Below are 24,993 nucleotides of genomic sequence, written 5' to 3'. Positions count from 1 at the left end.
ACAGGAGCCAGCCCATGAGATTCTTCGTCGATACCGCCGACATCGCCGCCATCCGCGAGCTGCACGAGCTCGGCATGGTGGACGGCGTCACGACCAACCCGTCGCTGATCCTGAAATCAGGCCGGAACATCGCCGAGGTCACGCGCGAGATCTGCGAACTGGTCGAAGGCCCGGTCAGCGCCGAGGTCGTGGCCGCCGACGCGGACGGCATGATCCGCGAGGGCAAGCACCTGGCGGAGATCGCCCCGAACATCGCTGTCAAGGTGCCGCTGACCTGGGACGGGCTCAAGGCCTGCAAGGCGCTGAGCGACGACGGGCACATGGTCAACGTCACGCTGTGCTTCACCGCCGCGCAGGCGCTGCTGGCGGCGAAGGCGGGCGCGACCTTCATCAGCCCGTTCATCGGCCGGCTGGACGATATCGGGCTGGACGGGATGGAGCTGATTTCCGACATCCGCACCATCTACGACAATTACGGGTATGAGACCAACGTGCTGGCCGCGTCCATCCGCTCGGTCAACCACATCATCGACTGCGCCCGCATCGGCGCCGATGTGATCACGGCTCCGCCCGCCGTCATCAAGGCGATGGCGAGCCACGTCCTGACCGACAAGGGGCTGGATCAGTTCAACGCCGACTGGGCCAAGACCGGCCAGAAGATCGGCGCATGACCGACGCGGCCGCCCCTCGGGAGGATGACGAGCTGGACGACGCGATCCGGGGCCGGCTGCTGGCCGACCCGGCGCTGATCCTGCACGACCGCGACCTGATGCGCGCCCTCGTCGCCGCGCGCGAGGCGGAGCTGGGCGCCAACGTGATCGACATCCGCGGTCGCGCGATGGAGGCGCTGGAATCGCGGCTGGACCGGCTGGAGGCGGCGCATGAGACGGTGATTTCGGCCGCCTACGAAAACCAGTCGGGCACGCAGACGATCCACCGCGCCATCATCGCCCTGCTGGAGCCGGTGGATTTCGCCGGCTTCCTCGACATGCTCAACGTCGAGGTCGCGCCGATCCTGCGCGTGGACACGCTGCGGCTGGTGATGGAGACGGCGAACGTCGCCGATCCGCAGCCGGACCCGAATGGGGCGCTGCAGATGATGCCGGCGGGCACGGTCGCGCAGTTGATCTCGGCCGGGCGACGGGCGCCGCGCGGGGCCGACATCATCCTGCGCAAGGCCGCGTCCGAAACGCTGGCGATCCACGGCGAGCCGGTCGCGTCGGAGGCGCTGCTGCCCATCGATCTCGGTCCGAACCGCCACCCGGCGCTGCTGCTGATGGGCTCGGCCGAGCCGGGACGGTTCACGCCGGCGCAGGGCACCGACCTGTTGCGCTTCTTCGGGCAGGTGTTCCGGCTGGTCCTGCTGGGCTGGCTCAGGGAATGACCGCCGCGCCGCCACCGCTGGCGCTTGCGCCCGCGATGGCGGATGCGCTCGCCCGGTGGCTGGACGGCGAGCGGGCCACCCGTGACCGGTCGGATCACACCATCGCCGCCTATCAGGCCGACCTGCTGGCGTTCCTGTCCTTCCTCGGCGGCTATCACGGCGGACCCGCCCTGCCCGCCCGCATGGGCGATCTGACCCAATCCGACATGCGCGCCTTCGCCGCGTCCGAACGGGCGCGGGGGCTGTCGGCCCGCTCGCTCGCCCGCCGGCTGTCGGCGGTGCGCAGCTTCCTGCGCTGGCTGGCGGATCGCGAGGGGTTCGATGTCAGCCGCGCCCTCTCCTCGCGCGGGCCGCGCTACCGGCGCAGCCTGCCTCGCCCGCTGGCCGTGGATCAGGCCCGCGCGGTGCTGGACCTCGCCGCCGTCACCCATGAAACCCCGTGGGTCGCCGCCCGCGACGTGGCGGTGCTGACGCTGCTCTACGGCTGCGGGCTGCGGATTTCCGAGGCGCTGTCCCTGAACGGCCGCGACTGGCCCATGGGCGAGTCGCTGCTGATCCACGGCAAGGGCGGGCGCGAGCGGCAGGTGCCGGTGCTGCCGGTCGCGCGGGCCGCCATCGCCTCGTATCTGCGGATCGCGCCGTTCGATCTCGGCGCGGACGATCCGCTGTTCCGCGGCGTGCGCGGCAAGCGGCTGTCGGCGGGGGCGGTGGAGAAAGGGATGGCCGGCCTGCGCCACGCGCTCGGCCTGCCGCCCACGGCGACGCCCCACGCGCTGCGACACAGCTTTGCCACGCATCTGCTGGCGGCCGGCGGCGATCTGCGGACGATCCAGGAACTGCTCGGCCATGCCAGCCTGTCAACGACGCAGGTCTATACCGCCGTGGACGACGCCCGGCTGCTGGAAGTCCACCAGGCGGCGCATCCGCGCGGCTGAGCGATCACTCGATCTGCTCCGGCTCGGCGCTGAGGCGTTCCTGCGGGCTCTCGGTCGGATCGCCATAGGTCGCCCAGACATTGCCTTCGCCGGGCGGCGGCGGAATCCGCGCCGGGTCCCAGCGGCGATGCAGGTTTGCCTTTGCAAGAAACAGCCCCGTCACCGGCGCGGTCACGAACAGGAACATGGCGATGAGCAGCTCGTGCCAGCTGAAATCGCCCATGACGCCCAGAAAGAACAGCATCGAGGCGATCAGCGTCGAGCCGACGCCCAGAGTCGCGGCCTTGGTCGGCCCGTGCAGCCGCGTCATCGGATCGGGCAGCCGCACCAGCCCCCACGCCCCGATCAGCGCGAAGGCCCCTCCGACGATCAGCAGCAGCGCCACGACGATCTGGACCAGAAGCATCATTCGATGATGTCCCCCCGCAGCAGGAACTTGGCGAAGGCCACGGTGGACACGAAGCCGAACATCGCGAACAGCATCGCCGCCTCGAAATAGATCGTCGTGCCCTGCGCGATGCCCACCAGCACCAGCACGGCGATGACGTTGATCGTCATGGTGTCCAGCGCGAGGATGCGGTCGGTCAGCGCGTTGGAAAACACCACGCGGTAAAGGCAGCACAGCAGCGCCAGCCCGAAACAGCCGAAGGCGAACCACAGGGCAAGCTGGATCAGCGGCAGGTCGGTCATCGGAAGATCTCCTTCAGGCGCGCCTCGTAGCGCGTCTTGATGTCGGTCACGATGCCATCGGGGTCCGGGGCGTGCAGGCAGTGGATCAGCAGGGCGTTGCCGTTCTCGCTGATGTCCGAGGTGACGGTGCCGGGCGTCAGGGTGATCGTGGCGGACAGCACGGTGATCCCCTCGGGCGATTTCAGGTCAAGCGGCACGACGGCCCAGGCGGGGCGAAGATCGGCCACGGGCATGAACAGGACGATCCTGGCCACGTCGATATTGGCCTTCACGATGTCCCAGACCACCAGCAGCGTGTAGGAGGCCGCCTTCCACGGATTCCGCAGCATCGGCCGCTCGGACCAGTAGCGTGCGGTGAACAGCGGAATCGCGATGCCCAGAATCGCCGCAAAGACCAGCGAGCCCCAGGCGAAGCGGTTGACCACGCCCATCCACACGATGACGATCAGCAGCGACAGGGCCGGATGCGGCAGGATGCGGCGGATCATTTCGACCCCTCCTGATCGACCAGCAGCGTCTGAACGTAGGGTTCGAGATCGAAGAGCTGCGCGGCGGTGGCATCGGTATAGCGCATCACCGGCCCGGCGGCGACGGTCAGCAGGGCCAGCCCGGCGACCAGCGCCCCCGCCGCCGACAGGGCGAGGCCCTGCGCGGGGCCGGCTTCAGCGTCGGGCGCGGCAGCGGCAGGCATCTCCAGCGCCTTCCAGAACACCAGCGATCCGGCGCGGGCGAGGCCCACGATGGCGAGGATCGAGGTTATCAGGATCACCGCCCAGATCGTCACCACCCAGTCCGCCCCGCGCGTCGCCTGGATCACCCCCAGCTTGCCGAGGAAGCCCGACAGCGGCGGCAGACCCGCGACGGCCAAGGCCGCGGCCATGAACAGCGCCCCGATCAGCCCCGACTGCGCGATGCGGGACCGGGGCACGATCCACAGATCCCCGCCCCGGCGCGCGCCGATCAGGTCCACGACCAGAAACAGCGCCCCCGCGGCCAGCGTCGAGTGCAGCAGATACCACAGCCCGGTCGAGACGCCCTCGGGCGTGAACTGCGACACCGCCACGACCAGCGTTCCGATCGAGGCGAGCGCCGCATAGGCCGTCATCCGTTGCAGGTTGCGCGCGCCCAGCACCCCCGCCTGTCCGATCACCAGCGTCAGCAGCGCGGCGGGCAGCAGCAGGTCGGCGATCAGCGTGCCGGTCGCGCCCTCATGCGGAAAGACCAGCACATGGAACCGCACGATCCCGTAGATCCCGACCTTGGTCATGATCGCGAACAGCGCCGCCACCGGGCCGGGCGCATTGGCGTAGGTCGAGGGCAGCCAGAAATGCAGCGGCACCAGCGCCGCCTTGACGGCGAAGACCAGCATCAGCAGCACCGCGCCGACCCGCAGCAGCGCGGTGTCATCCGCCGGCAGCTCGGCCGCTCGCACCGCGATGTCCACCATGTTCAGCGTGCCCGTCGCGGCATAGATCGTCCCCAGCGCCGCGAGAAACAGCGTCGAGCCGACGAGGTTGTAGATCACATACTGGACCGAGGCGCGCATCCGCATCTCGCCCCCGCCATGGGCCATCAGGCCGTAACTGGCGATCAGCAGGATCTCGAACAGGACGAACAGGTTGAAGGCGTCGGCGGTCAGGAACGCGCCCATCAGCCCCATCAGCTGGAACTGGTAGAGCGCGTGGAAATGCCGCCCCCTGCCGTCCCAGCCCGAGCCGATGGCGTAAAGCTGCACCGCCAGCGCCAGCACCGCCGTCAGCAGGATCATCATCGCGCTGAGCCGGTCGAGCATCAGCGCGATCCCGAACGGCACCTGCCAGTTGCCGAGGCGATAGACGTGGATCTCTCCGCCGCCCGCCAGCGACAGCAGGTAAAGCCCCAGCAGCACCTGCGCAGCGGTCGCGGCGGTCGAAAGGACCCGCTGCGAGACCAGATCGCTGCGCATCCACAGGACGGTCAGCGCGCCCGTCACCGCGGGCAGCAGGACCGGGGCGATCAGCCAGTGATTCACTGCGCGCCCCCTTCCCGGTCGCGGGCGGGCATGTCGATGCGGTCGTCCCCGCCCTGGATGAACGCGCCAAGCGCCATCAGCAGCGTCACCGCCGTCATGCCGAAGCTGATGACGATGGCCGTCAGCACCAGCGCCTGCGGCAGCGGGTCGGTATAGGTCAGCGCCGCATCATCAAGGACGGGCGGCGCGTTGACCACCAGCCGCCCGGTCGAGAACAGGAACAGGTTGATCGAATAGCTGAGCATGGTCGTGCCCAGCACCACGGCGAAGCTGCGCTTGCGGAGAATGAGATAGACCCCGGCGGCCGACATGGCGCCGATCGCGGACGACACGAGGAATTCCATCAGCCGTTCACCCCCGAGTCGCGCGTATCGCCGTCATAATCCATCGGCCTGCGGTTCACCGTCTGCCCCGCCTGCCGGGCAATGCGGGACAGTGAATGCAGCGCCAGCATCACCGCGCCGACGACGCACAGGAACACGCCCAGATCGAAGCCCATCGCGGTCGCCAGCTCGAACTCCTCCAGCAGCGGCAGCTTGAAATAGCCGTAGGCCGAGGTCAGGAACGGCAGCCCCACAAACCACGACCCCGCGCCGGTGATCACGGCGGCGAGGACGCCCAGCCCGATCAGGGCGTGATAGGACAGCTTCTGCCGCTCCTGCGCCCAGGCGAAGCCCGAGGCCATGTATTGCGTCACCAGCGCGATCGACACGATCAGCCCCGCGACGAAGCCGCCGCCCGGCTGGTTGTGGCCGCGCAGGAAGATATAGGCGGCGACGACCAGCATCAGCGGCAGCAGAACCCGCGTGACGACGACCAGCATCAGCGGATGCCGCTCGCCCGCGCGGGGCATGTCGTGGACCCAACCGCGCAGCCGCTCGCCCGAGGCGCCGCTGACCAGCATCTGCGTCACCGCAAAGATCGCGACGCCCGCGATGCCCAGCACGATGATCTCGCCCATGGTGTCATAGCCGCGGAAGTCCACGAGGATCACGTTCACCACGTTGGTCCCGCCGCCCAGCCTGTAGCTGTTGTCCAGCATGTAGCCCGAGATCGCCTCGAACGAGGCGTTGCTGCGGGTGATGACCCAGGTCAGCCCGCCGAATCCGAGGCCCACCGAAGCCGCGATGAAGGCATGGACGCCGCGCTTGGGGACCCCGGTTTCCACGACCGTGATCTTGGGCAGGAAGTTCAGCGCCAGCAGCAGCAGGATGACGGTGACGACCTCGACGCTGATCTGGGTCAGGGCGAGGTCGGGCGCCGATAGGTAGACGAACGTCGCCGACAGCATCAGCCCGACGATGCCGACCAGCACCAGCGCCAGCACGCGGTGCCGGTGGAAGGCGACCATGCTGAGGGTCGCGGTCATCAGCAGCACCCAGCCGACCAGCGCGATGGAGGTGACCTCCGTCATCGGCCGGTCGAGCGGCCCGGCGAAGCCCGAGGCATAGGCAAGCACTCCGCAGCCGACAATCACCACCATCAGGAAGGCGAGCGCCCGCGACATCGATCCGTTGGTGATCCCGTCCGCCATCAGGCGCGACAGCCGCGTCGAGGCGCCGACAAAGGAATCGTAGTAACCTTTGGCGTCCAGCACCGGCAGTCCGGTGCGTAGCCGGTCCGCCCCGCTCCACAGCGCCAGCAGGATGATCCCGCCGACGATGGCCAGCGCCGACATCAGCAGCGCGGGGGTAAATCCGTGCCACAGCGAGAAATGCGGGTGCAGTTCGGCCCCGGTCACGGCGGACGCGGCGGCGCTCACCAGCCAGCCGACGGTGGCGTTCGGCATCAGCCCGATCACGACCACCAGCAGCGCCAGCAGCGCAGGACCCGCCCACATCCCGAAGCCGGGATCATGCGGACGGGCCGGATAGTCGTCCCGCACCGGGCCAAGGAAAACATGCGCCACATAGCGCAGCGAATAGGCCACGGACAGCAGCGCGCCGAGCGTCGCCAGCCATCCCATCCATGCGGCCGGCACACTGGCCGCCTGCTCCAGCATCATCTCTTTCGACAGGAACCCGTTCAGCGGCGGTATCCCCGCCATCGACAGCGACGCAATGGCAGCGACCGCGAACGTCACCGGCATCAGCCGGGCGAGGCCGCCCAACCGCCCGATCGACCGCGTGTGCACCGCGTGGTCCACGATCCCGGCGGTCATGAACAGCGCCGCCTTGAAGGTGCCGTGGGCGATGATGTGGAACATCGCCGCCACCGCTGCGCCTTCGGTGCCGAAGCCCAGCAGCATCGTGATGAGGCCCAGATGGCTGACGGTGGAATAGGCCAGCAGCCCCTTGAGGTCGTCCTGGAACAGCGCCACCGCCGCCCCCAGCAGCATCGTGACCAGCCCCGCGCCCGTGACGATCCAGAACCATTCGGGCGTTCCCGACAGGACCGGCCACAGCCGCGCCATCAGGAACAGCCCCGCCTTCACCATCGTGGCCGAGTGCAGATAGGCGGAAACCGGCGTCGGCGCGGCCATCGCGCGCGGAAGCCAGAAATGGAACGGGAACTGCGCCGACTTGGTGAACGCCCCGATCAGGATCAGCACCAGCGCGGTCTCGTAGAGCGGCGAGGCCTGGATCGCCTCGCGCGCGCCAAGAATGTCGCTCAGCTCGTTCGATCCGGCGATATGGCCGAGGATCAGCAGCCCGGCGATCATCGCCAGCCCGCCGAGGGCCGTCACCCCCAGCGCCATTCGCGCGCCCTGCCGCCCTTCGGGCAGGTGCTTCCAGAAGCCGATCAGCAGGAAGGACGACAGCGAGGTCAGCTCCCAGAAGATCAGCAGCAGCAGCACGTTGTCGCTCAGCACGATGCCCATCATCGCGCCCTGAAACAGCATCAGATAGGTGAAGAACTCGCCCGCCGGGTCGTTCGGGTCGAGGTAATACCGCGCATAGAGGATGATGAGCAGCCCGATCCCGAGGATCAGGATACCGAACAGCAGCCCCAGCCCGTCCAGCCGGAAACTGGCCGACAGCCCGATCTGCGCCAGCCAGTCCATGCGGCTGACGACGACCTGCCCGTCCATGACCGCGGGGATATGCAGGCAGAGCCCCAGCAGCGCCGTAAAGGAAAACACCGCGCATCCTATCGCCACGACGTCCCGCCCGGAGCGGATCAGCAGGGCGGGAAACAGCGCGCCGATGAACGGCAGCAATGCGATCAGGGCTGGAGACATGCAACCTCGTGACGTTCTGGCAGGTGTTCCAGAAACCGTCAGGGGGGTCAAGCAACCAGCCGGACGGCGCGAAATCTGCGCTAGGCGGTGTTCGCGTTTCGTGCTAACTGCATGAAAAACAAGAGGGCAGTCATCGATGCGCGTGCTGGGCATAGACCCCGGACTAGTCAACATGGGATGGGGCGTGATCGCGGTGGACGGCTCGCGCATCCGCCACGTCGCGAACGGAATCGTGCGCTCGCAGCGCAAGGAACTCGCGGACCGGCTGGCCGATCTCTATCGCGGACTGACCGAGGTGTTCGCCGCCCACCTGCCCGACGCGGCGGCGGTCGAGCAGACCTTCGTCAACAAGGACGCGGTCGGCACCCTGAAGCTGGGACAGGCGCGGGGCATCGCGCTGCTGGTCCCGGCGCAGGCGGGGCTGTCGGTCGGGGAATACGCCCCGAACGCGGTCAAGAAGGCCATCGTCGGCGTCGGTCACGCGCAGAAGCAGCAGGTGGAGCACATGGTCCGCTTCACCCTGCCCGGCGTCGAACTGGCGGGCCCGGATGCCGCCGACGCGCTAGCCATCGCCATCTGCCACGCCCGGCACCTGCAATCGCGGACCCTGCGCATCAAGGTGGTGGCATGATCGGGCGCGTCGCCGGCATCATCCTGCACCGCGCGCCCGACCATGTGCTGATCGACGTGCGCGGGGTGGGTTATATCGTCCATGTCTCCGAACGCACCGCCGCCAGCCTGCCCCCGGTGGGCGAGGCTGCGGCGCTTTATACCGACCTGCTGGTGCGCGAGGATCTGCTGCAACTCTTCGGCTTCCCGAGCCTGCTGGAGAAGGAGTGGCACAGGTTGCTGACCTCGGTTCAGGGCGTCGGCGCCAAGGCGGCGCTGACGATCCTCGGCACGCTCGGGGCGGAAGGCACGGGCCGCGCCATCGCGCTTGGCGACGCGACCGCGATCCGGCGCGCGCCGGGGGTCGGGCCGAAACTGGCGCAGCGGGTCGTGCTGGAACTGAAGGACAAGGCCCCCGGTGTGATCGCCATGGGCGGCGCGCTGACCGTGGACCCCGGCGCGCCGGTGGTGGAAAGCGACGCCCCCGCCACCCGCCGCAAGGCCCCCGCGCCGGCCCCGCAGCCGGCCGCCGCCTCTGCCGAGGCGCTATCGGCGCTCACCAATCTCGGCTACGGTCCCTCGGAAGCCGCCGCCGCCGTGGCCGAGGCCGCGCAGGCGGAACCGGACGCCGCCACCCCGGCGTTGATCCGCGCGGCGCTGCGGGCGCTGGCGCCCAAGCAATAGAGGGATCGGACCGATGGAAGGAAACATCCGCACCTTCATCCTGATGGCGGCGATGACCGCGCTGCTGATGGGGCTCGGCTGGCTGCTGGGCGGGCGCGGCGGCATGATCTTCGCGCTGGTCTTCGCGGGCGCGGGCAACATCTGGGCGTGGTGGAACAGCGACAAGGCGGTGCTGCGCCAGCAGGGCGCGGTGGCGGTGGACGAACGGACCGCGCCCGATCTGGTGAATCTCGTCGCCGATCTGGCGCGGAACGCGAGCCTGCCGATGCCGGCCGTCTATATCCTCCAGACCGAGCAGCCGAACGCCTTCGCCACCGGCCGCAACCCTGAGAACGCGGCGGTGGCCGTCACCCAAGGGCTGATGCGGATCCTGAACCGGGACGAACTGGCGGGCGTGATCGCCCATGAGCTCGCCCATATCAAAAACCGCGACACGCTGACGATGACCGTGACGGCGACGCTCGCCGGGGCCATCGCGATGATGGGCAACATCTTCCTGTTCACCGGCGGTAGCCGCGAACGCGGCGGAATGCTGGGCGGCATCCTCGTCATGCTCCTCGCGCCGCTGGCCGCCGGGCTGGTGCAGATGGCGATTTCCCGCACGCGCGAATATTCCGCCGACCATGACGGCGCGGTGATCTGCGGCAAGCCGATGGCGCTCGCCTCGGCGCTGGCCAAGATCGCCAACGCGGCCAAGCGCGTCGTCAACGTCCCGGCCGAGAAGAACCCGGCGGCGGCGTCGATGTTCATCATCAACCCGCTGTCGGGGATGCGGATGGACAGCCTGTTCGCCACCCACCCGCCGACGCAGGAACGTATCGACCGGCTGGCGCAGATGACCGCGCCGGCCAGCGCCAGCCGCATCCCCCCCGTCCGCCGCTGATGACCGCGCCCGACCCGACCCTGCGCCCCGAACCGCTGGAGGGCGACACCGAGGACCGCGCCCTGCGCCCGCAGCGGCTGGAGGAGTTCGTGGGCCAGGCCGAGGCCCGCGCCAACCTGCGCGTCTTCATCGAATCCGCCAAGATGCGCGGGCAGGCGATGGACCACACGCTGTTCCACGGCCCGCCCGGTCTGGGCAAGACCACGCTCGCGCAGATCATGGCGCGGGAACTGGGCGTGAATTTCCGCATGACCTCCGGCCCGGTGCTGGCCCGCGCGGGCGATCTGGCGGCGATCCTGACCAATTTGGAATCCCGCGACGTGCTGTTCATCGACGAGATCCACCGCATGAATCCGGCGGTCGAGGAAGTCCTGTATCCCGCGATGGAGGATTTCGAGCTTGATCTGGTGATCGGCGAAGGTCCCGCCGCCCGCACCGTGCGGATCGAGTTGCAGCCCTTCACGCTGGTGGGCGCGACGACCCGCCTCGGGCTGCTGACGACCCCGCTGCGCGACCGTTTCGGCATCCCGACCCGGCTGCAATTCTACACCATCGACGAACTCGACCACATCGTCGCCCGCGGGGCGCGGCTGATGGGGATCAAGGCCGAGCCCGCGGGCACCCGCGAGATCGCCCGCCGCGCCCGCGGCACCCCCCGCATCGCCGGACGGCTGCTGCGCCGCGTCGTGGACTTCGCGCTGGTCGAAGGCGACGGGCGGCTGACTCGCGCGATTGCCGACAACGCGCTGACGCGGCTGGGGGTGGACGATCTGGGGCTGGACGGGGCGGACCGGCGCTATCTCACGCTGATGGCCGAGCATTACGGCGGCGGGCCGGTGGGGGTGGAGACGCTTTCGGCCGCCTTGTCCGAAAGCCGCGACGCCATCGAGGAAGTGATCGAACCCTACCTGCTGCAACAGGGGCTGATCCAGCGGACGCCGCGCGGGCGGATGCTGGGGCAGCTCGGCTGGCGGCATCTGGGGCTGGACCAACCGAAGACGGCGCAGGCAGGGCTTTTCGATGGATGAGACGAGACTGCGGGACAGCTTTGCCCGCCAGACGATGATGGCGACCTTGGGCGCGGAGATGCTGGAAGCGGGCAAGGGTCGCGTCGTCATCGCCGCGCCCATCGGCGGCCATGTGCTGCAACAGCACGGCGCGGGCCACGCGGGGCTGGCCTTTTCCATCGGCGACAGCGCGGCGGGTTATGCGGCCCTCTCCACCATGCCCGACGGGGCCGAGGTGATGACGGTCGAGATGAAGATCAACCTGATGGCCCCGGCCATGGGCGACCGGCTGGTGGCCGAGGGGCGCGTGGTCAGGGCCGGGCGGCGGATCGTGGTCGTCGCCGCCGATGTCTGGGCCGAGACGGAGGGCGGCCGCAAACATGTGGCGATGCTGCAGGGAACGATGATCCCTGTAACGCCTTAGGGCGTCAGCCCCTCGGGGTCCGACAAGCCATGCACCCGTGCCGTCGCGGTCAGGGTGTTCGCCAGCAGGCAGGCGATGGTCATCGGCCCGACGCCGCCCGGAACCGGCGTGATCGCCCCGGCAACCTCGCGGGCGGCGGCGAAGTCCACGTCGCCGGTCAGCCCGTCATCGGTGCGGTTGATCCCCACGTCGATGACCGTGGCGCCCGGCTTGATCCAGTCGCCCTGAACGAAGCGCGCACGGCCCACGGCGGCCACCACGATATCCGCCCGGCGGCACAGATCGGGCAGGCCCCGCGTCCGCGAATGGGCAACCGTCACCGTTGCGCTGTCGGCCAGCAGAAGCTGCGCCATCGGTTTGCCGACGATGTTCGAGCGCCCGATCACCAGCGCGTCCTTGCCCGACACCGAGCCGAGCCGGTCCCTCAGCAGCATCAGACATCCCAGCGGCGTGCAGGGCACCATCGCCTTCTGTCCCGTCGCCAGCCGCCCGGCGTTCAGCACCGTGAACCCGTCCACGTCCTTTTCCGGCGCGATGGCGTTGATGACCGCCGCCTCGTCCATGTGGCGCGGCAGCGGCAGCTGCACGAGTATGCCGTTCACCGCCTCGTCCGCGTTCAGCCGGGCGATCAGGTCCAGCAGCTCCTGCTGCGGCGTCCCGGCGGGCAGGCGATGCGCGAACCCGCGCATTCCGACCTCGGCCGTGGCCTTGCCCTTGGAGCGGACATAGACCGACGACGCCGGATCCTCGCCCACCAGCACCACGGCGAGGCCCGGCGTGATCCCGTGATCCGCCTTCAGCGCCGCGACCTGTCCGGCGATGCGGGCGCGGAGCGTGGCGGCGAAGGCCTTGCCATCGATCAGGTCAGCGGTCATCGGCCTCTCCCAGGGCGCGCGCTTCCTGCGCGATGAAATGCTCCATCATCAGCCGCCACAGCGCGTCGGCCAGTTCCGGGTCGTAGCCCGCCTTCTCGGCATTGGCGCGGGCGTTGGCGGCGACCTCCTCGACCCGGTGGTCGATGCGGGCGGGCAGGCCTGCGCCCGCCTTGATCTGCGCGGCCCGGTCGATCAGCCGCGTGCGCTCGGCCAGAAGCTCGGCCAGCCGCCAGTCGAGCGCGTCGATGGCGGCGCGGAGCGACGGCATGTCGGTCAGGTGGGACAGGTCGTTCTGTGTCATGGGCGCTGATTGCCCCCGCGGCGACCCATGCGCAAGCCCCGAGACAACGGAAAGCCCCGGCCGAGGGGCCGGGGCTTGGATCACAGCAGCGTTGCGGCGTCAGGCGCTCGGCACCGGGGTCGGGCCGGAGGGCGCGGGCGGCACGCGCGGCGTGGACGGAACCGAGGGGATGGCCGAGCTCGGCGTATCGTCGTCGCCGCCCAGCTTCTCGCCGCGGATGATCTTGCCGATCTCCTCGCCGGTCAGGGTCTCGTATTCCAGAAGCCCCTGCGCGAGACGCTCGAACTGCTCGGATTTTTCCAGCAGGACCTGGCGGGCGACGTCGTAGCCTTCGTCGATGAGGTCCTTCACCTCCTGCTCGATCAACTCCTTGGTGTTGGCGCTCACCGAGAAGCCGCCGGTATTGCCGGAATAGCCCTCATGCGCCTCGGCGTAATCCACCGCGCCCACCTTGTCGGACATGCCCCAGCGCATCACCATCGCGCGGGCCAGCGCCGATGCCTGCTGGATGTCGCCGGCCGGGCCGTTGGAGACGCCCTCTTCCCCGTATTTGATGATCTCGGCGGCCTTGCCGGCCATCGTCATGGCGATCTTCTGCTTGGCCTCGTCCTTGTGGAAGTTCAGCCGGTCCACTTCGGGCAGGCTGACCACCATGCCGAGCGCGCCGCCGCGCGGGATGATCGTGGCCTTGTAGACCGGATCGCATTTCGGCATCGACAGGCCGACAATGGCGTGGCCGGCCTCGTGATAGGCGGTCTTTTCCTTCTGCTCGGGCGTCAGGACCATGCTGCGGCGCTCGACACCCAGCATGACCTTGTCCTTGGCGTTCTCGAAATCCTCCATCGTGACGAAGCGCCGGCCGATGCGGGCCGCCATCAGCGCGGCCTCGTTCACCAGGTTCATCAGGTCCGCGCCGGAAAAGCCGGGAGTCCCCCGCGCAATGATCCGCAGGTCCACGTCAGGGCCCTGCGGCACCTTGCGGGCGTGGACGTTCAGGATCTTCTCTCGGCCCTTGATGTCGGGGTTCGGCACGTGGATCTGGCGGTCGAAGCGGCCGGGGCGCAGCAGCGCCGGGTCCAGCACGTCCTTGCGGTTCGTGGCGGCGATGATGATGATCCCCTCGTTCGCCTCGAAGCCATCCATTTCCACCAGAAGCTGGTTCAGCGTCTGCTCGCGCTCGTCATTGCCGCCGCCGATGCCGACGCCGCGGGCGCGGCCCACCGCGTCGATCTCGTCGATGAAGACGATGCAGGGGGCGGATTTCTTGGCCTGCTCGAACATGTCGCGCACACGGCTCGCGCCGACGCCCACGAACATTTCCACGAAGTCCGAGCCGGAGATGGTGAAGAACGGCACCCCCGCCTCGCCCGCGATCGCGCGGGCCAGCAGCGTTTTACCCGTGCCGGGCGGGCCGACCAGCAGCGCGCCTTTCGGGATCTTGCCGCCCAAGCGCGAGAACTTCTGCGGATTGCGCAGGAACTCGACGATCTCCTCAAGCTCCTCCTTGGCCTCGTCGATCCCGGCCACGTCGTCGAAGGTGACGCGGCCGTGCTTTTCCGTCAGCAGCTTGGCCTTGGACTTGCCGAAGCCCATCGCCCCGCCTTTGCCGCCGCCCTGCATGCGGTTCATCATGAAGATCCAGACGCCGATCAGCAGGATGAACGGCAGCCAGACGCCCAGCAGCGACATGAAGCCGGACTGCTGCTGGCGCTCGACGCGGACATCGACGCCCCGGTCGATCAGCCGGTCGGCGATTTCCTCGCCGAGCGGGCGGACGGTGACATATTGATTGCCGTCGCTGCCGGTGATCCCGACCTGCTCGCCGTCGATGACGACCGAGGCGACCTCGCCGTTCTCGACCCGCTGGGCGAATTCGGAATAGCTGATCTGACGGCTGTTGAGCTGGGCCGAGTTCCCGCCGAACGCGTTGAACAGCGCCAGGATCATCAGGAACAGGACCACCCAGAAGGCGATGTTGCGCGCGTTGCCCAAGGGCATGTCCTCCGCGGGGTTAGATGTTTGCGGTCAAAATAGGGATTGCGGGGGTGGGTATCAATGCGACACCGCAGGCAGAAAGCCGCTATCGGCGCGGAACGGCACAGCTTGGATGCCGGGCGCGGGCGCGATGACCGGCGAAAGCCACGATCCGTCCGGCAGCAGCACGGCGGGAAGGGAAGCCGCCTCGGCATGGCTGAACCCGGCCCCGCGCCAGTCGAATCGGGGCAGATGCTCGGGCGGAAGCGTGCGCACGGTCGCCCCCTCGGGCAGGCCGGTGACGCGCCAGCGGCGGTCCCAGATGGCCGGATCGCCGGTCGCAGGCTCGGCGCGATGGGCGGCGGCGGGTTCGCGGATCAGGCGGATACGGTTTGCGTCGGGGGAAACGATGACGCCATCCAGCGTGGCCTGCCGCCCGGCGGCGATCTCGTTCAGCAGATGCGCCACCGCCTCGCGCCGGGGCGGATAGTCGGCGCCATTCACCCAGGAGATGCCGGCGAGCAGCAGGCGGCGCTGCAACTCGGGCGGTGCGGCGTCGAAGCCCTTGCGCGGCAGGCTCAGCGAGCCACGGTCGGCGGCAAAGCCCTGCGCGGCGGCGCGGGCGCAGCGGTCCAGCGCGTCGCGGGCCATCCGCATGTCCTCGGCCGAGCGGGCCAGCGCCTGCGTGGAAAGCCCGAGTGCGGCGATGGCCTGGCGCACGCGCACGCGGTCGTAATCGGGGTCGTCGTTGCTGGGATCATCGGCCCAGCCAGCCTCGCGTTGACGTAGAAAATCGCGCAGCTCCGCCCGGCCCACATCCAGCATCGGCCGCAGCCACAGCGCATTCTGCGCGATCCGCGCCTCGGCCATGCCGGAAAGCCCATCCACCCCCGCCCCGCGCATCAGCCGCAGCAGCACGGTTTCGGCCTGATCGTCGCGGGTGTGGCCCAGCAGGATCGCCGCCAGCCCATGCCCCCGCGCCCAATCCGCCAGCAGACGCAGCCGCCCCTCGCGCGCCTGCGCCATCAGGTTGCCGGAGCCCTGCCACTGCCAACGCAGGATATGGTGTTGGAGGCCCAAGCTCCGCGCCGCATCGCCCGCCGCCTCGGCTTCCGATGCTGATTCGGGGCGCAGGCCGTGATCCACGGTCGCCGCCCGCAGGGTGATGCCCCGCGGTTCCGCCCAGTCATGCGCCAGATGCATCAGCGCGGTGGAATCCCCGCCCCCCGACAGCGCGATCCCGAGCGATCGGTGATCCGCCGCGAGCCGGTCCAGCGCCGCGTGAACGCTCGCCTGCGGCTCAGCCGCCATCCGTGGCCGCTGGTGCCGCGCAACTCAACACGCCCCGCTGGCGGGCGGCTTCCTCGGCCCCCGCCGAGCCGGCGAACCGCGCCGCGACCTCATCGAGATAGCCGCAGGCGTGGTCGTTCTGTCCCGCCTCGGCGGCCAGCCGCGCCAGTCCCAGCAGCGCCTCAGGCGCGCGCGCGCCGTTCGGGTCCGAGGCGAAGACCCGCAGCCAGGCCGTCGCCGCCCCGGCATCGTCGCCCGCCGAGTCCAGCGCGGTGCCCTGCAACCACATTGCCTCGATGGCGAGCGGCCCGCCGGCGTGAGCGTCCGCGAACTCGGCAAACCGGGCGGCGGCGCGCTGCGGGTCGCCCGATTGCAGCAGCTCGGTCGCGCGGGCGAATTCGGCCCGCTCGGCGGCGGTCGCGGCGCTGTCCGGCACCTCGGCCGCGCCGCGCGAGGCAGGCGCCACTGCGGCGGGCGGCGGCGCATCCGAGAACGGCATCGACAACCCGCTCGCCTGACTGCCGAGCGGCGGCGGCGTGGTCAGCGCGCCGAGATCGCAGATATCGTCCATCTCGCACAGGCGGAATTCGATATCGCCCAGCCGATTCGTGCCGTCCGACACCACGCGGTCGATGCGGCTGCCCAGCTCCTCGGTGCGGGCGGTCAGCCGGGCAAGCTCGGCCTCGATCGCGTTCATCCGGTCAATGGCGCTGTCGCCGCCCGCCACCTGATAGGCCGGGGCGCCGCCTGCCCGCAGCTCCGCCCGCAGCGATTGCAGTTCGGCGGACAAGGCGGAAAGCGAGGCGCGCATGTCGGCCAGTGTCGGCTCCTGCGCGAGCGCAGACAGCGGCAGCCCCGCCAGAAGGGCGGCGCAGATGGTCGCGCGCAGGCCCATTACGTCCCCGCGCCCGGTTGCACGACCGTCACCGCGCGGCGGTTCTGGGCGAAGCACGCCTCGTCCGAGCAGACCGCCGCCGGACGTTCCTTGCCGAAGCTGACGGTGCGGATGCGGTTCGGCGCGACCCCGCGCGAGATCAGGTATTCCTGCACCGCGCCGGCCCGGCGGGCGCCGAGGGCGAGGTTGAACTCTCGCGTGCCCTGCTCGTCCGAATGGCCCTGGATGGTGGTCGAGAAGCTGCCGTGCTGCGCCAGCCAGTCGGCCTGCCGGGTCAGGGTCGCCCGCGCCTCGTCGCTGAGCGTCACCTGGTCGCGGGCGAACAGCACGGTGTCGCCGACATTGGTGCGGAAATACTCGGCGGTGCCGAACAGCGAGCCGCCGGGCTGGCCCGGATAAAGCCCGCCAGCGCCCGGCGCGCCTGCGTAGGGATCGGTGACGACCGGCGCCGCCACGGGGGCGCAGGCCGACAGCGTCAGCGCCAGCAGCAGCGCGGCGGGCTTCCAGCCCCGGAGTGTGCAGTTCGTCATCGCCATCCTCGTTACGGCAGAAGCGGGCCCCAGTCGGGATCGGAGGCCGCCCCCTCGATTTGCAGCGGCCGCATGTTGCGCCCGGTCACGTCCACGGAATGCAGCCGCGCGACCCCGTCGCCGCCGGGGGTCTGCCGGGTGAACATCACCACGCGGCCATTGGGGGCCCATGTCGGCCCTTCGTCAAGGAACGATTCCGTCAAGGTTTTTTCTTCCGACCCGTCCGGCCGCATGACGCCGATATGGAACCGCTCGCCGTCCTGCCGGGTGAAGGCGATCAGATCGCCCAGCGGCGACCAGGCGGGCGCGCCATAACGGCCCTGCCCGAAGCTGATCCGCATCGGCTCGCCCGTGCCGTCGGCCGAGATGACGTAAAGCTGCGGGCTGCCCGAGCGATCGCTTTCGAACACGATCTGCGTGCCGTCCGGGCTGTAGCTGGGCGCGGTGTCGATGAACGGCCCGGCGATCAGCGGGCGCGCCGCGCCGCTGATCGGGTCCATCTGCCAGATGTCGGTGTTGCCGCCCTCGGCGCGGGAATAGATGATCCAGCGCCCGTCCGGCGAGAAGCGGGGCCCGAACGTCATCGTGTCGGGATCGGTCGGCACCTCGACCTCAGCCATCGTGTCCATGTTCATCGCCATGACCCGCGGATAGCCCGTCTCGTATGATGTATAGAGCATCCGCCTGCCGTCCCGCGACAGCTTGGGCGACAGCACCAGCGAGGTGTCGTCGGTCAGCCAGATCTGGTTCGCGCCGTCGAAATCCATCAGCCCGATCCGCTTGAGCCGCCCGTCCTTCGGCCCGGTCTCGTTCACGAACACCACCCGGCTGTCGAAATAGGGCGCCTCGCCGGTCAGCCGGGAATAGACCTGATCGGCCGCCTTGTGCGCCGCCCGCCGCCAGCCGTCCACCGGCGCGTCGAACTGCATCCCGTCGCCCAGCGGCTGGCCGGAAAACACGTCGAACAGCCGGAACTTGACGGTGACGGTGCCGTCCTGAACCGAAACCGCGCCCGTCACCAGCGCCTCGGCGTTGACCGCGCGCCAGTCCTCGTAGGCGACCGGCGCCTCGAAGCTGTCCAGCGACGCGATCTGCGCCTCGGCGGGAATCGCGCGGAAGAGGCCGGTTCCGGTCAGGTCGTCGGTCAGCACCCGCTGGACCTGATCCACCATGATCCCGCCATTGCCGTCGTCGAAGAACGGGGCGACGGCGATCGGCATCGGCTCGACCACGCCCTCGGTGATCTCGATCCTGAGGGGGCCGTCATCCTCCTGCGCGAGGGCGGGGGAGAGGCCGAACGGAAGGGCCGCGATCAGGGCAATCAGCAGGGGGCGGAACATCGAGTAAGGCTTCCTTCCGGGTTCGTTTGCACCATAGCGGGGGTGGTGGGTGGATACCATGACGGCTCAGCGCAGGCTGATGCCGCTGCCGGTGGCCGTGAAATCGACGATCACGTCCTTCCAGCGGCCGTATTTGTCGGCGGGCAGGTCGTAGCCGTCATTCTGCAAGCCGCAGCGGATGATGGCCCGGCGCGCGACCTCGAAGGCCTGCTGCGCCGCCTGGGGTGAGCCGCCATCGGATTCGATCAGCTCGATGGTGTCGGTCTGCGGCAGCCCGTCGGGCGTCATCGAGAAGCCGACCGAAACGCGAACCGACGCCGCCTCGCGCGACAGCGCGCCGGCGTTCCAGCATTCCTGGATGGCGACCCGCAGCCCGTCGCGCTCGCCGCTGGTCAGCGGCGGGCCGGTCTCGGCGCGTCCGCCGCCGCCCTCGGCGCCGGCACCTTCAGGGGGCAGGTCGTCGTTCAGCGCCTGCGCCAGCGCGGCGGCCAGCGCGTCGTCCGCGGGGGCGAGCCGTTCGCGCTCCGCCTGCTCGCGGGCTTCGGCCTCGGCTTCGGCGCGGGCGGCGAGTTCGTCGGCGCGGGCCTGTTCCTCGGCGGCGGCCTCGGCGGCAAGGCGTTCCTGTTCGCGGCGCTCGGCTTCGGCCTGCTCGCGGGCGGCCTCCTCGACGGCGCGGCGCTCGGCCTCGACGCGGGCAGCCTCGCGCGCGGCGGCGGCCTCGGCCTCGCGGGCTTCGGCTTCGGCGCGGGCGATCCGCTCCTGTTCCTCGCGGGCGGCCTGCGCTTCGGCTTCCGCGCGGGCCTGCGCCTCGGCCTCGGCCCGGCGGGCTTCCTCCTCGGCGGCGGCCTGCGCGGCGGCGGCTTCGGCCAACTCGCGCGCGGCGGCCTCGGCGGCGGCGCGCTCTTCCTCGGCGCGGAGTTCCGCCTCCAGCGCCGCCTGAGGGGCGGCTTCGGCGTCGGCTTCGGCAGCGGCCTGGCGGGCGGCTTCTGCGGCAGCCGCTTCGGCCTCTGCCTGCCGCGCCGCTTCCGCCTCGGCCTGACGGGCGAGTTCAGCCTCACGCGCCGCTTCGGCAGCTTCCGCTTCGGCCTGACGCTGCAATTCCACCTGACGCGCGGCCTCGGCGGCAGCGGCCTCGGCCTGCTGGCGGGCCAGCAACTCCGCCTGCGCCGCCGCCTGACGCTCGGCCAGCCGCAGCCGCGCCTCGGCCGCCGCCAGCGGCGTCTGCGAGGTCAGCGGCGCCAGCCCCGGAGGGGGCGGCGGCGCGGGCTGGGCGGCGGGCGCTTCGGCCGTCGGTGCATCCGGGCGCATCGGACGCGGTGTCGCCATCGCCACCGCGCGGCCGGGCGCGGCGTCGGGGACGGTCACGGTGCCGGGGGCCTCGAACGGCGTGTCGGGCTGGATCGGGGCGATGGTCGCGACCGCCACCGCCTCCTGCGGGGCACGCAGGTCCGACAGATCCGGCGCGGCCTCGGGCGCGATCTCGGGGGCGGGCATCGCCAGCGGGTCCACCTGCTCGGCGGGCGGCGCGACCGAGACGCTGCCGCCCGCCACCACCTCGTCGCTCGGCGGGCGCGGCTGGGCGGGCTGGACCGTCGCGAACTCGCCGACCGGCCCCGCGCCGCGCGCCGCCGCGGCGAGTTGCTGGAACTCGGCATCGCTCATCGTCTGGACGTTGGTCATGCGGATCGCCGCCGAGGGCTGGCCGCGGAACAGCGCCCCGCCGATCGCCACCCAGGCGATCAGCGACACATGCGCCACCCCCGACACCCATGCGCCGATGCGGTCCGCCCGTTCCATGGGACTAGCCGTCCATCCGCGGGCCGCCGGTATCCGTCACCAGCACGATGTCGTGGAATCCCGCCGCATTCAGCGCGCCCATCACCTGCATGACCCGCGCATAGGGAATCGCCCCGTCCGCCCGCAGATAGATGCGCCCGCTCTGGCGCTCGGCCGCCACGGCGCGCAGGGTCGGGATCAGCTGATCCTCGGCCACTTCCGACGTCATCAGGACCAGCGGCCCGGTCGCCGGAATGCTGAGGCTCAACGGCTCCTCCGGCTCGCTGGTGACCGCCTCGGCGGCGGTGCGGGGCAGTTGCAGCGGCACGCCCACCGTCAGCAGCGGGGCGGCCACCATGAAGATGATGAGCAGCACCAGCATCACGTCCACGAACGGCGTGACGTTGATTTCCGCCATCGGCTTGTGCCGGCGGCCGCGTCCCCGGCCGCCGGGAATCCGGCGCGAGGTGCCCACGCCCATCTCAGTCGTCCTCGAGCTGGCGCGAGAGGATGGTCGAGAATTCGTCCGCGAACGCCTCGTAGCCGCCGCTGATCCGGTCGGCGTCCGAGGACAGCTTGTTGTAGGCGATCACCGCCGGAATCGCGGCCAGAAGGCCCAAGGCGGTGGCCAGCAGCGCCTCGGCAATGCCGGGCGCGACCACGGCGAGGCTGGTGTTCTGGCTCAGCGCGATGCCTTCGAACGCGGTCTTGATCCCCCAGACGGTGCCGAACAGCCCGACGAACGGCGCGGTCGATCCCACCGTCGCCAGCAGCGGCAGGCCGCGATGCAGCCGGTCGGATTCGCGCCCGATGGCGACGTTCATCGCCCGGTCGATGCGCTGCTGGGCGTTGGGGATGATCCCGCCGTCATCCTTCTGCGAGCGGCGCCATTCCAGCATCCCGGCCCCGAACACCCGCTCGGCGGCGGACTTCGCCCGCCCCGACATATGGTCATAGACATCGTCGAGCGGCGATCCCGACCAGAACGCCCGCTCGAACTTCGCCGTGTCGCGGCGGGCGGCGGTGAAGGTGATGATCTTCTGGATGATGACGGCCCAGGACCAGAACGAGGCGAGGACCAGCACGATCATCGTGATCTGGACGGTCAGCGAGGCGCGCATGAACAGCGCGACCAGCGAGAAATCGACCGGAGTCCCGGCGGCGAGGTTTTCCATGTGTCGTGCCTGTCCTTGCCCGAACGCTATCCGACTGCTTTGCGCGGCCTTTTGGCGCGGATATAACCGGAACGCACCCCGAAACGCCAACACAGTTGCGTCACTGAAGGCGGAGCGGCGGGTTTACCCCGCGTCCAGCGCCGCCCGCACCGCCGCCGGAACCCGCACCGGCCGCATGGACGGCACGGCGACGCAGACCAGATCGACCTGAGCCGTGAACAGGGTTGCGCCGTTCCGCTCGACCCGCTGGGTCAGGCCGATCCGCGCGCCGGTGACGTGACGCAGCTCCGACACGACCTCCAGCAGATCGTCATAGCGGGCGGGGATCAGGTAATCGGCATCGACCTTGCGGGCGACGAAGGCGATCCCGTCCTGCTGCATCAGCCGCAGCTGGTCGATGCCGCCCGCCCGCAGCCACTCGCTGCGCGCACGCTCGATGAAGCGCAGGTAGTTGGCGTAATAGACCACCTGCCCGAGATCGGTATCCTCGTAATAGACGCGGACGGGGAAGCGGTGGGGCATCAGAGCATCCTCGCGGCCAGCCGCAGCGCATGGGCGGGATCGGTGGAACAGACCGGCAGCACGGGGTCATAGGCAGCGCGGATCAGCGCGGCCAATTCGTGCGAGGGCGTGACGGGGCGGGCGAAGCTGAGCATGGCGTTGACGGCCACGCTTTCGGCAAGCCTGCCGGGATGCGCGTCCGCGAGCGGGCCGCCGAGCCGCAGGAAACTGAAGCCCGCACGGATGCCGCCCTCCGCATCGAAGCGCAGCAGGCGATACTGGTCGGCCCCCTGCCCCGCCAGCCGCTCGGGCAGGTTCTCCATGCCGGTGAGCCGGTCGAGATCGGGGATGCCGCCCAGTTCGGCCCATTCCGCCACGGCGAAGATCATCAGGTTGGCGCCGGTCTCGGGGTCCGTGTCGGCCATCTGATGCCGCGCATCCGCCAGCACCGCCGCGAGCGCCGCCCTGAAGATCGCCAGCGAGGCGTCATCCATCCCGAACGCCACCGGCGCGACCGGCCGCCCCCAGCGGGCGCAGCGGAAGCCGCCGTCGCGGGGGGTGAACAGGGCGGAGATGGCGTCGGGTGTCATGCGGAGGTCTCGTGCAGGCGGCGGAACAGCGGCGGGCAATCCAGCTCTAGGCCGAACGCGTCCCCGTCAGGCCAGCGCCAAGGGTCAGGGTACGATGCCCCTGCCCCTCGGCCTCCACCCAGCGGACACGCCGGGCAATCGCGTCGCCGCGCCCCGGCACATCCGGGCGGTTCAGTCGACGATCGTCGCCTCGGTCGCGGCCCGCAGTTCTTCCTCGGTCACGCCGTCGGCGACCTCGACGATCCGCAGCCCGCCCTCGACCACGTCCAGCACCCCGAGATTCGAGATGATGCGGTCCACCACCGCCTTGCCGGTCAGCGGCAGGGTGCATTCCTTCAGCACCTTGGAGTCGCCGTGCTTGTTGGTGTGGTCCATGACCACCACCACGCGGCCCACCCCGGCGACGAGGTCCATTGCCCCGCCCATGCCCTTGACCAGCTTGCCGGGTATCATCCAGTTCGCCAGGTCGCCCTTTTCGTCCACTTCCATCGCGCCGAGGATCGCCATCGCGATCTTGCCGCCGCGGATCATCGCGAAGCTGGTGGCGCTGTCGAAATAGGCGGAATGGGGCAGTTCGGTGATCGTCTGCTTGCCGGCGTTGATGAGGTCGGGGTCTTCCTCGCCCTCATAGGGGAAGGGGCCCATGCCCAGCATCCCGTTCTCGGACTGGAGCGTGACGTGGACGCCCTCGGGGATGTAGTTCGACACCAGCGTCGGGATGCCGATGCCGAGGTTGACATACATCCCGTCCTCGAGCTCCTGCGCGGCCCGCGCCGCCATCTGGTTCCGGTCCCACGCCATTACGCGGACTCCCTTTTCCGAACGGTGCGCTGTTCGATGCGCTTCTCGTGCTGCCCCTGGACGATGCGGTGGACGTAGATGCCCGGCAGGTGGATGCAGTCGGGGTCCAGCGAACCGGCCGGCACGATCTCCTCGACCTCGACCACGCAGACCTGGCCGCAGGTGGCGGCGGGCACATTGAAGTTGCGCGCGGTCTTGCGGAACACGGTGTTGCCGGTCTCGTCGGCCTTCCAGCCCTTGACGATGGCAAGGTCCGTGACCAGCCCGCGTTCGAGGATGTAGTCCTGCCCGTCGAAGTTCTTGACCTCCTTGCCGTCGGCGATGACCGTGCCGACGCCGGTCTTGGTGTAGAAGCCGGGAATGCCCGCGCCGCCGGCCCGCATCCGCTCGGCCAGCGTGCCCTGCGGGTTGAACTCCAGCTCAAGCTCGCCGCTCAGATACTGGCGCATGAACTCGGCGTTCTCGCCGACATAGGACGAGATCATCTTCCTGATCTGCTTGCTGTCCAGCAGGACGCCGAGGCCGAAGCCGTCCACCCCGCAGTTGTTGGACGCGATCGTCAGATCCTTGGTGCCGGCCTTGTGGATGGCGTCGATCAGCAGCTCCGGGATGCCGCCAAGGCCGAAGCCGCCGGCGGCGATGGTCATGCCATCCTTGAGCAGCCCGTCCAACGCCGCGGCGGCGTTGTCATAGACCTTCTTCATCAGTCCCCTCCGTCTCGTCGCCAATCTGTTTGGCTGGTGCGCGCGCATGTGTCAATCTGGACCGGCGCCAGTGGGGGGTGAAGCGATGCACGAGATGCGTGTCAAACGCGCCTACGAGCCGCCGGGTGACGGCGACGGCCAGCGGGTGCTGGTCGATCGCATGTGGCCGCGCGGGGTGGCGAAGGACGAGCTGCAAATCGACGCATGGCTCAAGGAGATCGCGCCAAGCTCGAAGCTGCGCAAGTGGTTCGGCCACGACCCGGCGAAATGGACGGAGTTCCAGCGGCGCTACGCGGCGGAGCTGGAAGACGCCGGGGAACCCCTGGCCGAGCTGCGCGGGATGCTGAAGGACGGCCCGGTGACGCTGGTCTATGCCGCCAAGGACGAGGACCACAACAACGCCGTGGCCCTGCGGCAATGGCTGCGGGGCTAG

General features: G+C 69.8%; 29 protein-coding genes. 9 read left to right on the top strand and 20 right to left on the bottom strand.

What is annotated here, in order from left to right; genetic code table 11:
- Window positions 1-14 precede the first annotated feature (14 nt).
- From fsa to KTN05_RS05650, 3 genes are read left to right on the top strand one after another with little or no spacing between them, the layout of a single operon-like run.
- Complete coding sequence (fsa, locus tag KTN05_RS05660; RefSeq protein WP_217328417.1) at window positions 15-671, top strand: fructose-6-phosphate aldolase; 657 nt, start codon at window positions 15-17, stop codon at window positions 669-671.
- A complete protein-coding gene (locus KTN05_RS05655; RefSeq protein ID WP_217328416.1) occupies window positions 668-1,384 on the top strand; it encodes a DUF484 family protein in 717 nt (238 codons plus the stop codon). Before fsa ends, KTN05_RS05655 begins: the two co-directional genes overlap by 4 nt.
- A complete protein-coding gene (locus KTN05_RS05650; protein ID WP_217328415.1) occupies window positions 1,381-2,319 on the top strand; it encodes a tyrosine recombinase XerC in 939 nt (312 codons plus the stop codon). The genes KTN05_RS05655 and KTN05_RS05650 overlap by 4 nt, the downstream gene beginning before the upstream one ends.
- 4 nt (window positions 2,320-2,323) lie before the next feature.
- Here KTN05_RS05650 and KTN05_RS05645 read toward each other — a convergent pair whose 3' ends face one another.
- The 6 genes from KTN05_RS05645 to KTN05_RS05620 are packed head-to-tail and all read right to left on the bottom strand — an operon-like array spanning window position 2,324 to window position 8,201.
- On the bottom strand, window positions 2,324-2,728 hold the full coding sequence (locus tag KTN05_RS05645; RefSeq protein WP_254368007.1) for a Na+/H+ antiporter subunit G: 405 nt from the start codon (window positions 2,726-2,728) through the stop codon (window positions 2,324-2,326).
- Entirely contained in the window at window positions 2,725-2,994 is a 270-nt protein-coding gene (locus KTN05_RS05640) for a K+/H+ antiporter subunit F (protein WP_217328565.1), read from the bottom strand. The genes KTN05_RS05645 and KTN05_RS05640 overlap by 4 nt, the downstream gene beginning before the upstream one ends.
- An 11-nt stretch (window positions 2,995-3,005) precedes the next feature.
- Window positions 3,006-3,497 carry a Na+/H+ antiporter subunit E gene (locus KTN05_RS05635; RefSeq protein WP_217328414.1) on the bottom strand — a complete coding sequence of 164 codons (492 nt, stop codon included), beginning with the start codon at window positions 3,495-3,497 and terminating at the stop codon, window positions 3,006-3,008.
- Window positions 3,494-5,020, bottom strand: a complete 1,527-nt coding sequence (locus KTN05_RS05630; protein WP_217328413.1) for a monovalent cation/H+ antiporter subunit D — start codon at window positions 5,018-5,020, stop codon at window positions 3,494-3,496. The genes KTN05_RS05635 and KTN05_RS05630 overlap by 4 nt, the downstream gene beginning before the upstream one ends.
- The gene (locus KTN05_RS05625; RefSeq protein WP_217328412.1) at window positions 5,017-5,364 is read right to left on the bottom strand and encodes a Na+/H+ antiporter subunit C; all 348 of its coding nucleotides are present in this window, start codon (window positions 5,362-5,364) and stop codon (window positions 5,017-5,019) included. Before KTN05_RS05625 ends, KTN05_RS05630 begins: the two co-directional genes overlap by 4 nt.
- Entirely contained in the window at window positions 5,364-8,201 is a 2,838-nt protein-coding gene (locus tag KTN05_RS05620; protein ID WP_217328411.1) for a monovalent cation/H+ antiporter subunit A, read from the bottom strand. Before KTN05_RS05620 ends, KTN05_RS05625 begins: the two co-directional genes overlap by 1 nt.
- Before the next feature lie 136 nt (window positions 8,202-8,337).
- On the opposite strand from KTN05_RS05620, the gene ruvC reads away from it, so the two are divergent.
- Genes ruvC through KTN05_RS05595 form a run of 5 tightly spaced genes read left to right on the top strand, consistent with a single transcriptional unit; the run spans window position 8,338 to window position 11,808 of the window.
- Window positions 8,338-8,832, top strand: a complete 495-nt coding sequence (gene ruvC, locus KTN05_RS05615) for a crossover junction endodeoxyribonuclease RuvC (protein ID WP_217328410.1) — start codon at window positions 8,338-8,340, stop codon at window positions 8,830-8,832.
- The gene (ruvA, locus tag KTN05_RS05610; protein WP_217328409.1) at window positions 8,829-9,494 is read left to right on the top strand and encodes a Holliday junction branch migration protein RuvA; all 666 of its coding nucleotides are present in this window, start codon (window positions 8,829-8,831) and stop codon (window positions 9,492-9,494) included. Before ruvC ends, ruvA begins: the two co-directional genes overlap by 4 nt.
- A gap of 13 nt (window positions 9,495-9,507) precedes the next feature.
- Window positions 9,508-10,377 carry a zinc metalloprotease HtpX gene (gene htpX, locus KTN05_RS05605; RefSeq protein ID WP_217328408.1) on the top strand — a complete coding sequence of 290 codons (870 nt, stop codon included), beginning with the start codon at window positions 9,508-9,510 and terminating at the stop codon, window positions 10,375-10,377.
- Window positions 10,377-11,405: a Holliday junction branch migration DNA helicase RuvB gene (gene ruvB, locus KTN05_RS05600; protein WP_217328407.1), complete on the top strand. Its 1,029-nt coding sequence runs from the start codon at window positions 10,377-10,379 to the stop codon at window positions 11,403-11,405. The genes htpX and ruvB overlap by 1 nt, the downstream gene beginning before the upstream one ends.
- Entirely contained in the window at window positions 11,398-11,808 is a 411-nt protein-coding gene (locus tag KTN05_RS05595; protein WP_217328406.1) for a PaaI family thioesterase, read from the top strand. The genes ruvB and KTN05_RS05595 overlap by 8 nt, the downstream gene beginning before the upstream one ends.
- On the opposite strand, the gene folD is transcribed toward KTN05_RS05595, so the two are convergent.
- The 14 genes from folD to KTN05_RS05525 form a co-directional block, all read right to left on the bottom strand.
- Window positions 11,805-12,683, bottom strand: coding sequence for a bifunctional methylenetetrahydrofolate dehydrogenase/methenyltetrahydrofolate cyclohydrolase FolD (gene folD, locus KTN05_RS05590; RefSeq protein ID WP_217328405.1), 879 nt, complete (start codon window positions 12,681-12,683; stop codon window positions 11,805-11,807). The two genes, KTN05_RS05595 and folD, sit on opposite strands and share 4 nt — an antisense overlap.
- Complete coding sequence (locus tag KTN05_RS05585; protein ID WP_217328404.1) at window positions 12,673-12,984, bottom strand: chorismate mutase; 312 nt, start codon at window positions 12,982-12,984, stop codon at window positions 12,673-12,675. Before KTN05_RS05585 ends, folD begins: the two co-directional genes overlap by 11 nt.
- A gap of 99 nt (window positions 12,985-13,083) precedes the next feature.
- Window positions 13,084-14,976 (bottom strand): ATP-dependent zinc metalloprotease FtsH, encoded by a 1,893-nt coding sequence (gene ftsH / locus KTN05_RS05580; RefSeq protein WP_217328403.1) that lies wholly within the window; start codon window positions 14,974-14,976, stop codon window positions 13,084-13,086.
- 60 nt (window positions 14,977-15,036) lie between these two features.
- Window positions 15,037-16,269, bottom strand: a complete 1,233-nt coding sequence (gene tilS, locus KTN05_RS05575; protein ID WP_217328402.1) for a tRNA lysidine(34) synthetase TilS — start codon at window positions 16,267-16,269, stop codon at window positions 15,037-15,039.
- Window positions 16,259-17,143: a tetratricopeptide repeat protein gene (locus KTN05_RS05570; RefSeq protein ID WP_217328401.1), complete on the bottom strand. Its 885-nt coding sequence runs from the start codon at window positions 17,141-17,143 to the stop codon at window positions 16,259-16,261. Before KTN05_RS05570 ends, tilS begins: the two co-directional genes overlap by 11 nt.
- On the bottom strand, window positions 17,143-17,673 hold the full coding sequence (gene pal / locus KTN05_RS05565; protein ID WP_217328400.1) for a peptidoglycan-associated lipoprotein Pal: 531 nt from the start codon (window positions 17,671-17,673) through the stop codon (window positions 17,143-17,145). Before pal ends, KTN05_RS05570 begins: the two co-directional genes overlap by 1 nt.
- 11 nt (window positions 17,674-17,684) lie before the next feature.
- On the bottom strand, window positions 17,685-19,013 hold the full coding sequence (tolB, locus tag KTN05_RS05560) for a Tol-Pal system beta propeller repeat protein TolB (RefSeq protein ID WP_217328399.1): 1,329 nt from the start codon (window positions 19,011-19,013) through the stop codon (window positions 17,685-17,687).
- A 66-nt stretch (window positions 19,014-19,079) separates the two neighbouring features.
- Entirely contained in the window at window positions 19,080-20,810 is a 1,731-nt protein-coding gene (locus KTN05_RS05555; RefSeq protein ID WP_217328398.1) for a protein TolA, read from the bottom strand.
- Between the two features lie 4 nt (window positions 20,811-20,814).
- Window positions 20,815-21,270, bottom strand: coding sequence for an ExbD/TolR family protein (locus KTN05_RS05550; protein WP_217328397.1), 456 nt, complete (start codon window positions 21,268-21,270; stop codon window positions 20,815-20,817).
- A 1-nt stretch (window position 21,271) separates the two neighbouring features.
- Entirely contained in the window at window positions 21,272-21,964 is a 693-nt protein-coding gene (tolQ, locus tag KTN05_RS05545) for a protein TolQ (protein WP_217328396.1), read from the bottom strand.
- A 123-nt stretch (window positions 21,965-22,087) separates the two neighbouring features.
- Window positions 22,088-22,486, bottom strand: coding sequence for a tol-pal system-associated acyl-CoA thioesterase (gene ybgC / locus KTN05_RS05540; RefSeq protein WP_217328395.1), 399 nt, complete (start codon window positions 22,484-22,486; stop codon window positions 22,088-22,090).
- Window positions 22,486-23,055 (bottom strand): hypothetical protein, encoded by a 570-nt coding sequence (locus KTN05_RS05535; protein ID WP_217328394.1) that lies wholly within the window; start codon window positions 23,053-23,055, stop codon window positions 22,486-22,488. Before KTN05_RS05535 ends, ybgC begins: the two co-directional genes overlap by 1 nt.
- Before the next feature lie 171 nt (window positions 23,056-23,226).
- Window positions 23,227-23,856, bottom strand: a complete 630-nt coding sequence (locus KTN05_RS05530; protein ID WP_217328393.1) for a 3-oxoacid CoA-transferase subunit B — start codon at window positions 23,854-23,856, stop codon at window positions 23,227-23,229.
- Entirely contained in the window at window positions 23,856-24,560 is a 705-nt protein-coding gene (locus KTN05_RS05525; RefSeq protein WP_217328392.1) for a CoA transferase subunit A, read from the bottom strand. The genes KTN05_RS05530 and KTN05_RS05525 overlap by 1 nt, the downstream gene beginning before the upstream one ends.
- 85 nt (window positions 24,561-24,645) lie before the next feature.
- On the opposite strand from KTN05_RS05525, the gene KTN05_RS05520 reads away from it, so the two are divergent.
- On the top strand, window positions 24,646-24,993 hold the full coding sequence (locus KTN05_RS05520) for a DUF488 domain-containing protein (protein WP_217328391.1): 348 nt from the start codon (window positions 24,646-24,648) through the stop codon (window positions 24,991-24,993).

Source organism: Paracoccus sp. Z118 (assembly GCF_019061185.1).
Classification (GTDB): domain Bacteria; phylum Pseudomonadota; class Alphaproteobacteria; order Rhodobacterales; family Rhodobacteraceae; genus Paracoccus.
Note: the sequence above shows the minus strand (reverse complement) of the source record. Positions and strands in the feature narration are given on the sequence as shown.

Excerpts from the sequence above, each read along its gene's own strand:
- fsa (WP_217328417.1), top strand. The coding sequence starts at position 15 with ATGAGATTCTTCGTCGATACCGCCGACATCGCCGCCATCCGCGAGCTG.
- KTN05_RS05655 (WP_217328416.1), top strand. The coding sequence starts at position 668 with ATGACCGACGCGGCCGCCCCTCGGGAGGATGACGAGCTGGACGACGCG.
- KTN05_RS05650 (WP_217328415.1), top strand. The coding sequence starts at position 1,381 with ATGACCGCCGCGCCGCCACCGCTGGCGCTTGCGCCCGCGATGGCGGAT.
- KTN05_RS05645 (WP_254368007.1), bottom strand. The coding sequence starts at position 2,728 with ATGATGCTTCTGGTCCAGATCGTCGTGGCGCTGCTGCTGATCGTCGGA.
- KTN05_RS05635 (WP_217328414.1), bottom strand. The coding sequence starts at position 3,497 with ATGATCCGCCGCATCCTGCCGCATCCGGCCCTGTCGCTGCTGATCGTC.
- KTN05_RS05625 (WP_217328412.1), bottom strand. The coding sequence starts at position 5,364 with ATGGAATTCCTCGTGTCGTCCGCGATCGGCGCCATGTCGGCCGCCGGG.
- KTN05_RS05620 (WP_217328411.1), bottom strand. The coding sequence starts at position 8,201 with ATGTCTCCAGCCCTGATCGCATTGCTGCCGTTCATCGGCGCGCTGTTT.
- ruvC (WP_217328410.1), top strand. The coding sequence starts at position 8,338 with ATGCGCGTGCTGGGCATAGACCCCGGACTAGTCAACATGGGATGGGGC.
- ruvA (WP_217328409.1), top strand. The coding sequence starts at position 8,829 with ATGATCGGGCGCGTCGCCGGCATCATCCTGCACCGCGCGCCCGACCAT.
- htpX (WP_217328408.1), top strand. The coding sequence starts at position 9,508 with ATGGAAGGAAACATCCGCACCTTCATCCTGATGGCGGCGATGACCGCG.
- ruvB (WP_217328407.1), top strand. The coding sequence starts at position 10,377 with ATGACCGCGCCCGACCCGACCCTGCGCCCCGAACCGCTGGAGGGCGAC.
- KTN05_RS05595 (WP_217328406.1), top strand. The coding sequence starts at position 11,398 with ATGGATGAGACGAGACTGCGGGACAGCTTTGCCCGCCAGACGATGATG.
- folD (WP_217328405.1), bottom strand. The coding sequence starts at position 12,683 with ATGACCGCTGACCTGATCGATGGCAAGGCCTTCGCCGCCACGCTCCGC.
- KTN05_RS05585 (WP_217328404.1), bottom strand. The coding sequence starts at position 12,984 with ATGACACAGAACGACCTGTCCCACCTGACCGACATGCCGTCGCTCCGC.
- tilS (WP_217328402.1), bottom strand. The coding sequence starts at position 16,269 with ATGGCGGCTGAGCCGCAGGCGAGCGTTCACGCGGCGCTGGACCGGCTC.
- KTN05_RS05570 (WP_217328401.1), bottom strand. The coding sequence starts at position 17,143 with ATGGGCCTGCGCGCGACCATCTGCGCCGCCCTTCTGGCGGGGCTGCCG.
- pal (WP_217328400.1), bottom strand. The coding sequence starts at position 17,673 with ATGACGAACTGCACACTCCGGGGCTGGAAGCCCGCCGCGCTGCTGCTG.
- tolB (WP_217328399.1), bottom strand. The coding sequence starts at position 19,013 with ATGTTCCGCCCCCTGCTGATTGCCCTGATCGCGGCCCTTCCGTTCGGC.
- KTN05_RS05555 (WP_217328398.1), bottom strand. The coding sequence starts at position 20,810 with ATGGAACGGGCGGACCGCATCGGCGCATGGGTGTCGGGGGTGGCGCAT.
- KTN05_RS05550 (WP_217328397.1), bottom strand. The coding sequence starts at position 21,270 with ATGGGCGTGGGCACCTCGCGCCGGATTCCCGGCGGCCGGGGACGCGGC.
- tolQ (WP_217328396.1), bottom strand. The coding sequence starts at position 21,964 with ATGGAAAACCTCGCCGCCGGGACTCCGGTCGATTTCTCGCTGGTCGCG.
- ybgC (WP_217328395.1), bottom strand. The coding sequence starts at position 22,486 with ATGCCCCACCGCTTCCCCGTCCGCGTCTATTACGAGGATACCGATCTC.
- KTN05_RS05535 (WP_217328394.1), bottom strand. The coding sequence starts at position 23,055 with ATGACACCCGACGCCATCTCCGCCCTGTTCACCCCCCGCGACGGCGGC.
- KTN05_RS05530 (WP_217328393.1), bottom strand. The coding sequence starts at position 23,856 with ATGGCGTGGGACCGGAACCAGATGGCGGCGCGGGCCGCGCAGGAGCTC.
- KTN05_RS05525 (WP_217328392.1), bottom strand. The coding sequence starts at position 24,560 with ATGAAGAAGGTCTATGACAACGCCGCCGCGGCGTTGGACGGGCTGCTC.
- KTN05_RS05520 (WP_217328391.1), top strand. The coding sequence starts at position 24,646 with ATGCACGAGATGCGTGTCAAACGCGCCTACGAGCCGCCGGGTGACGGC.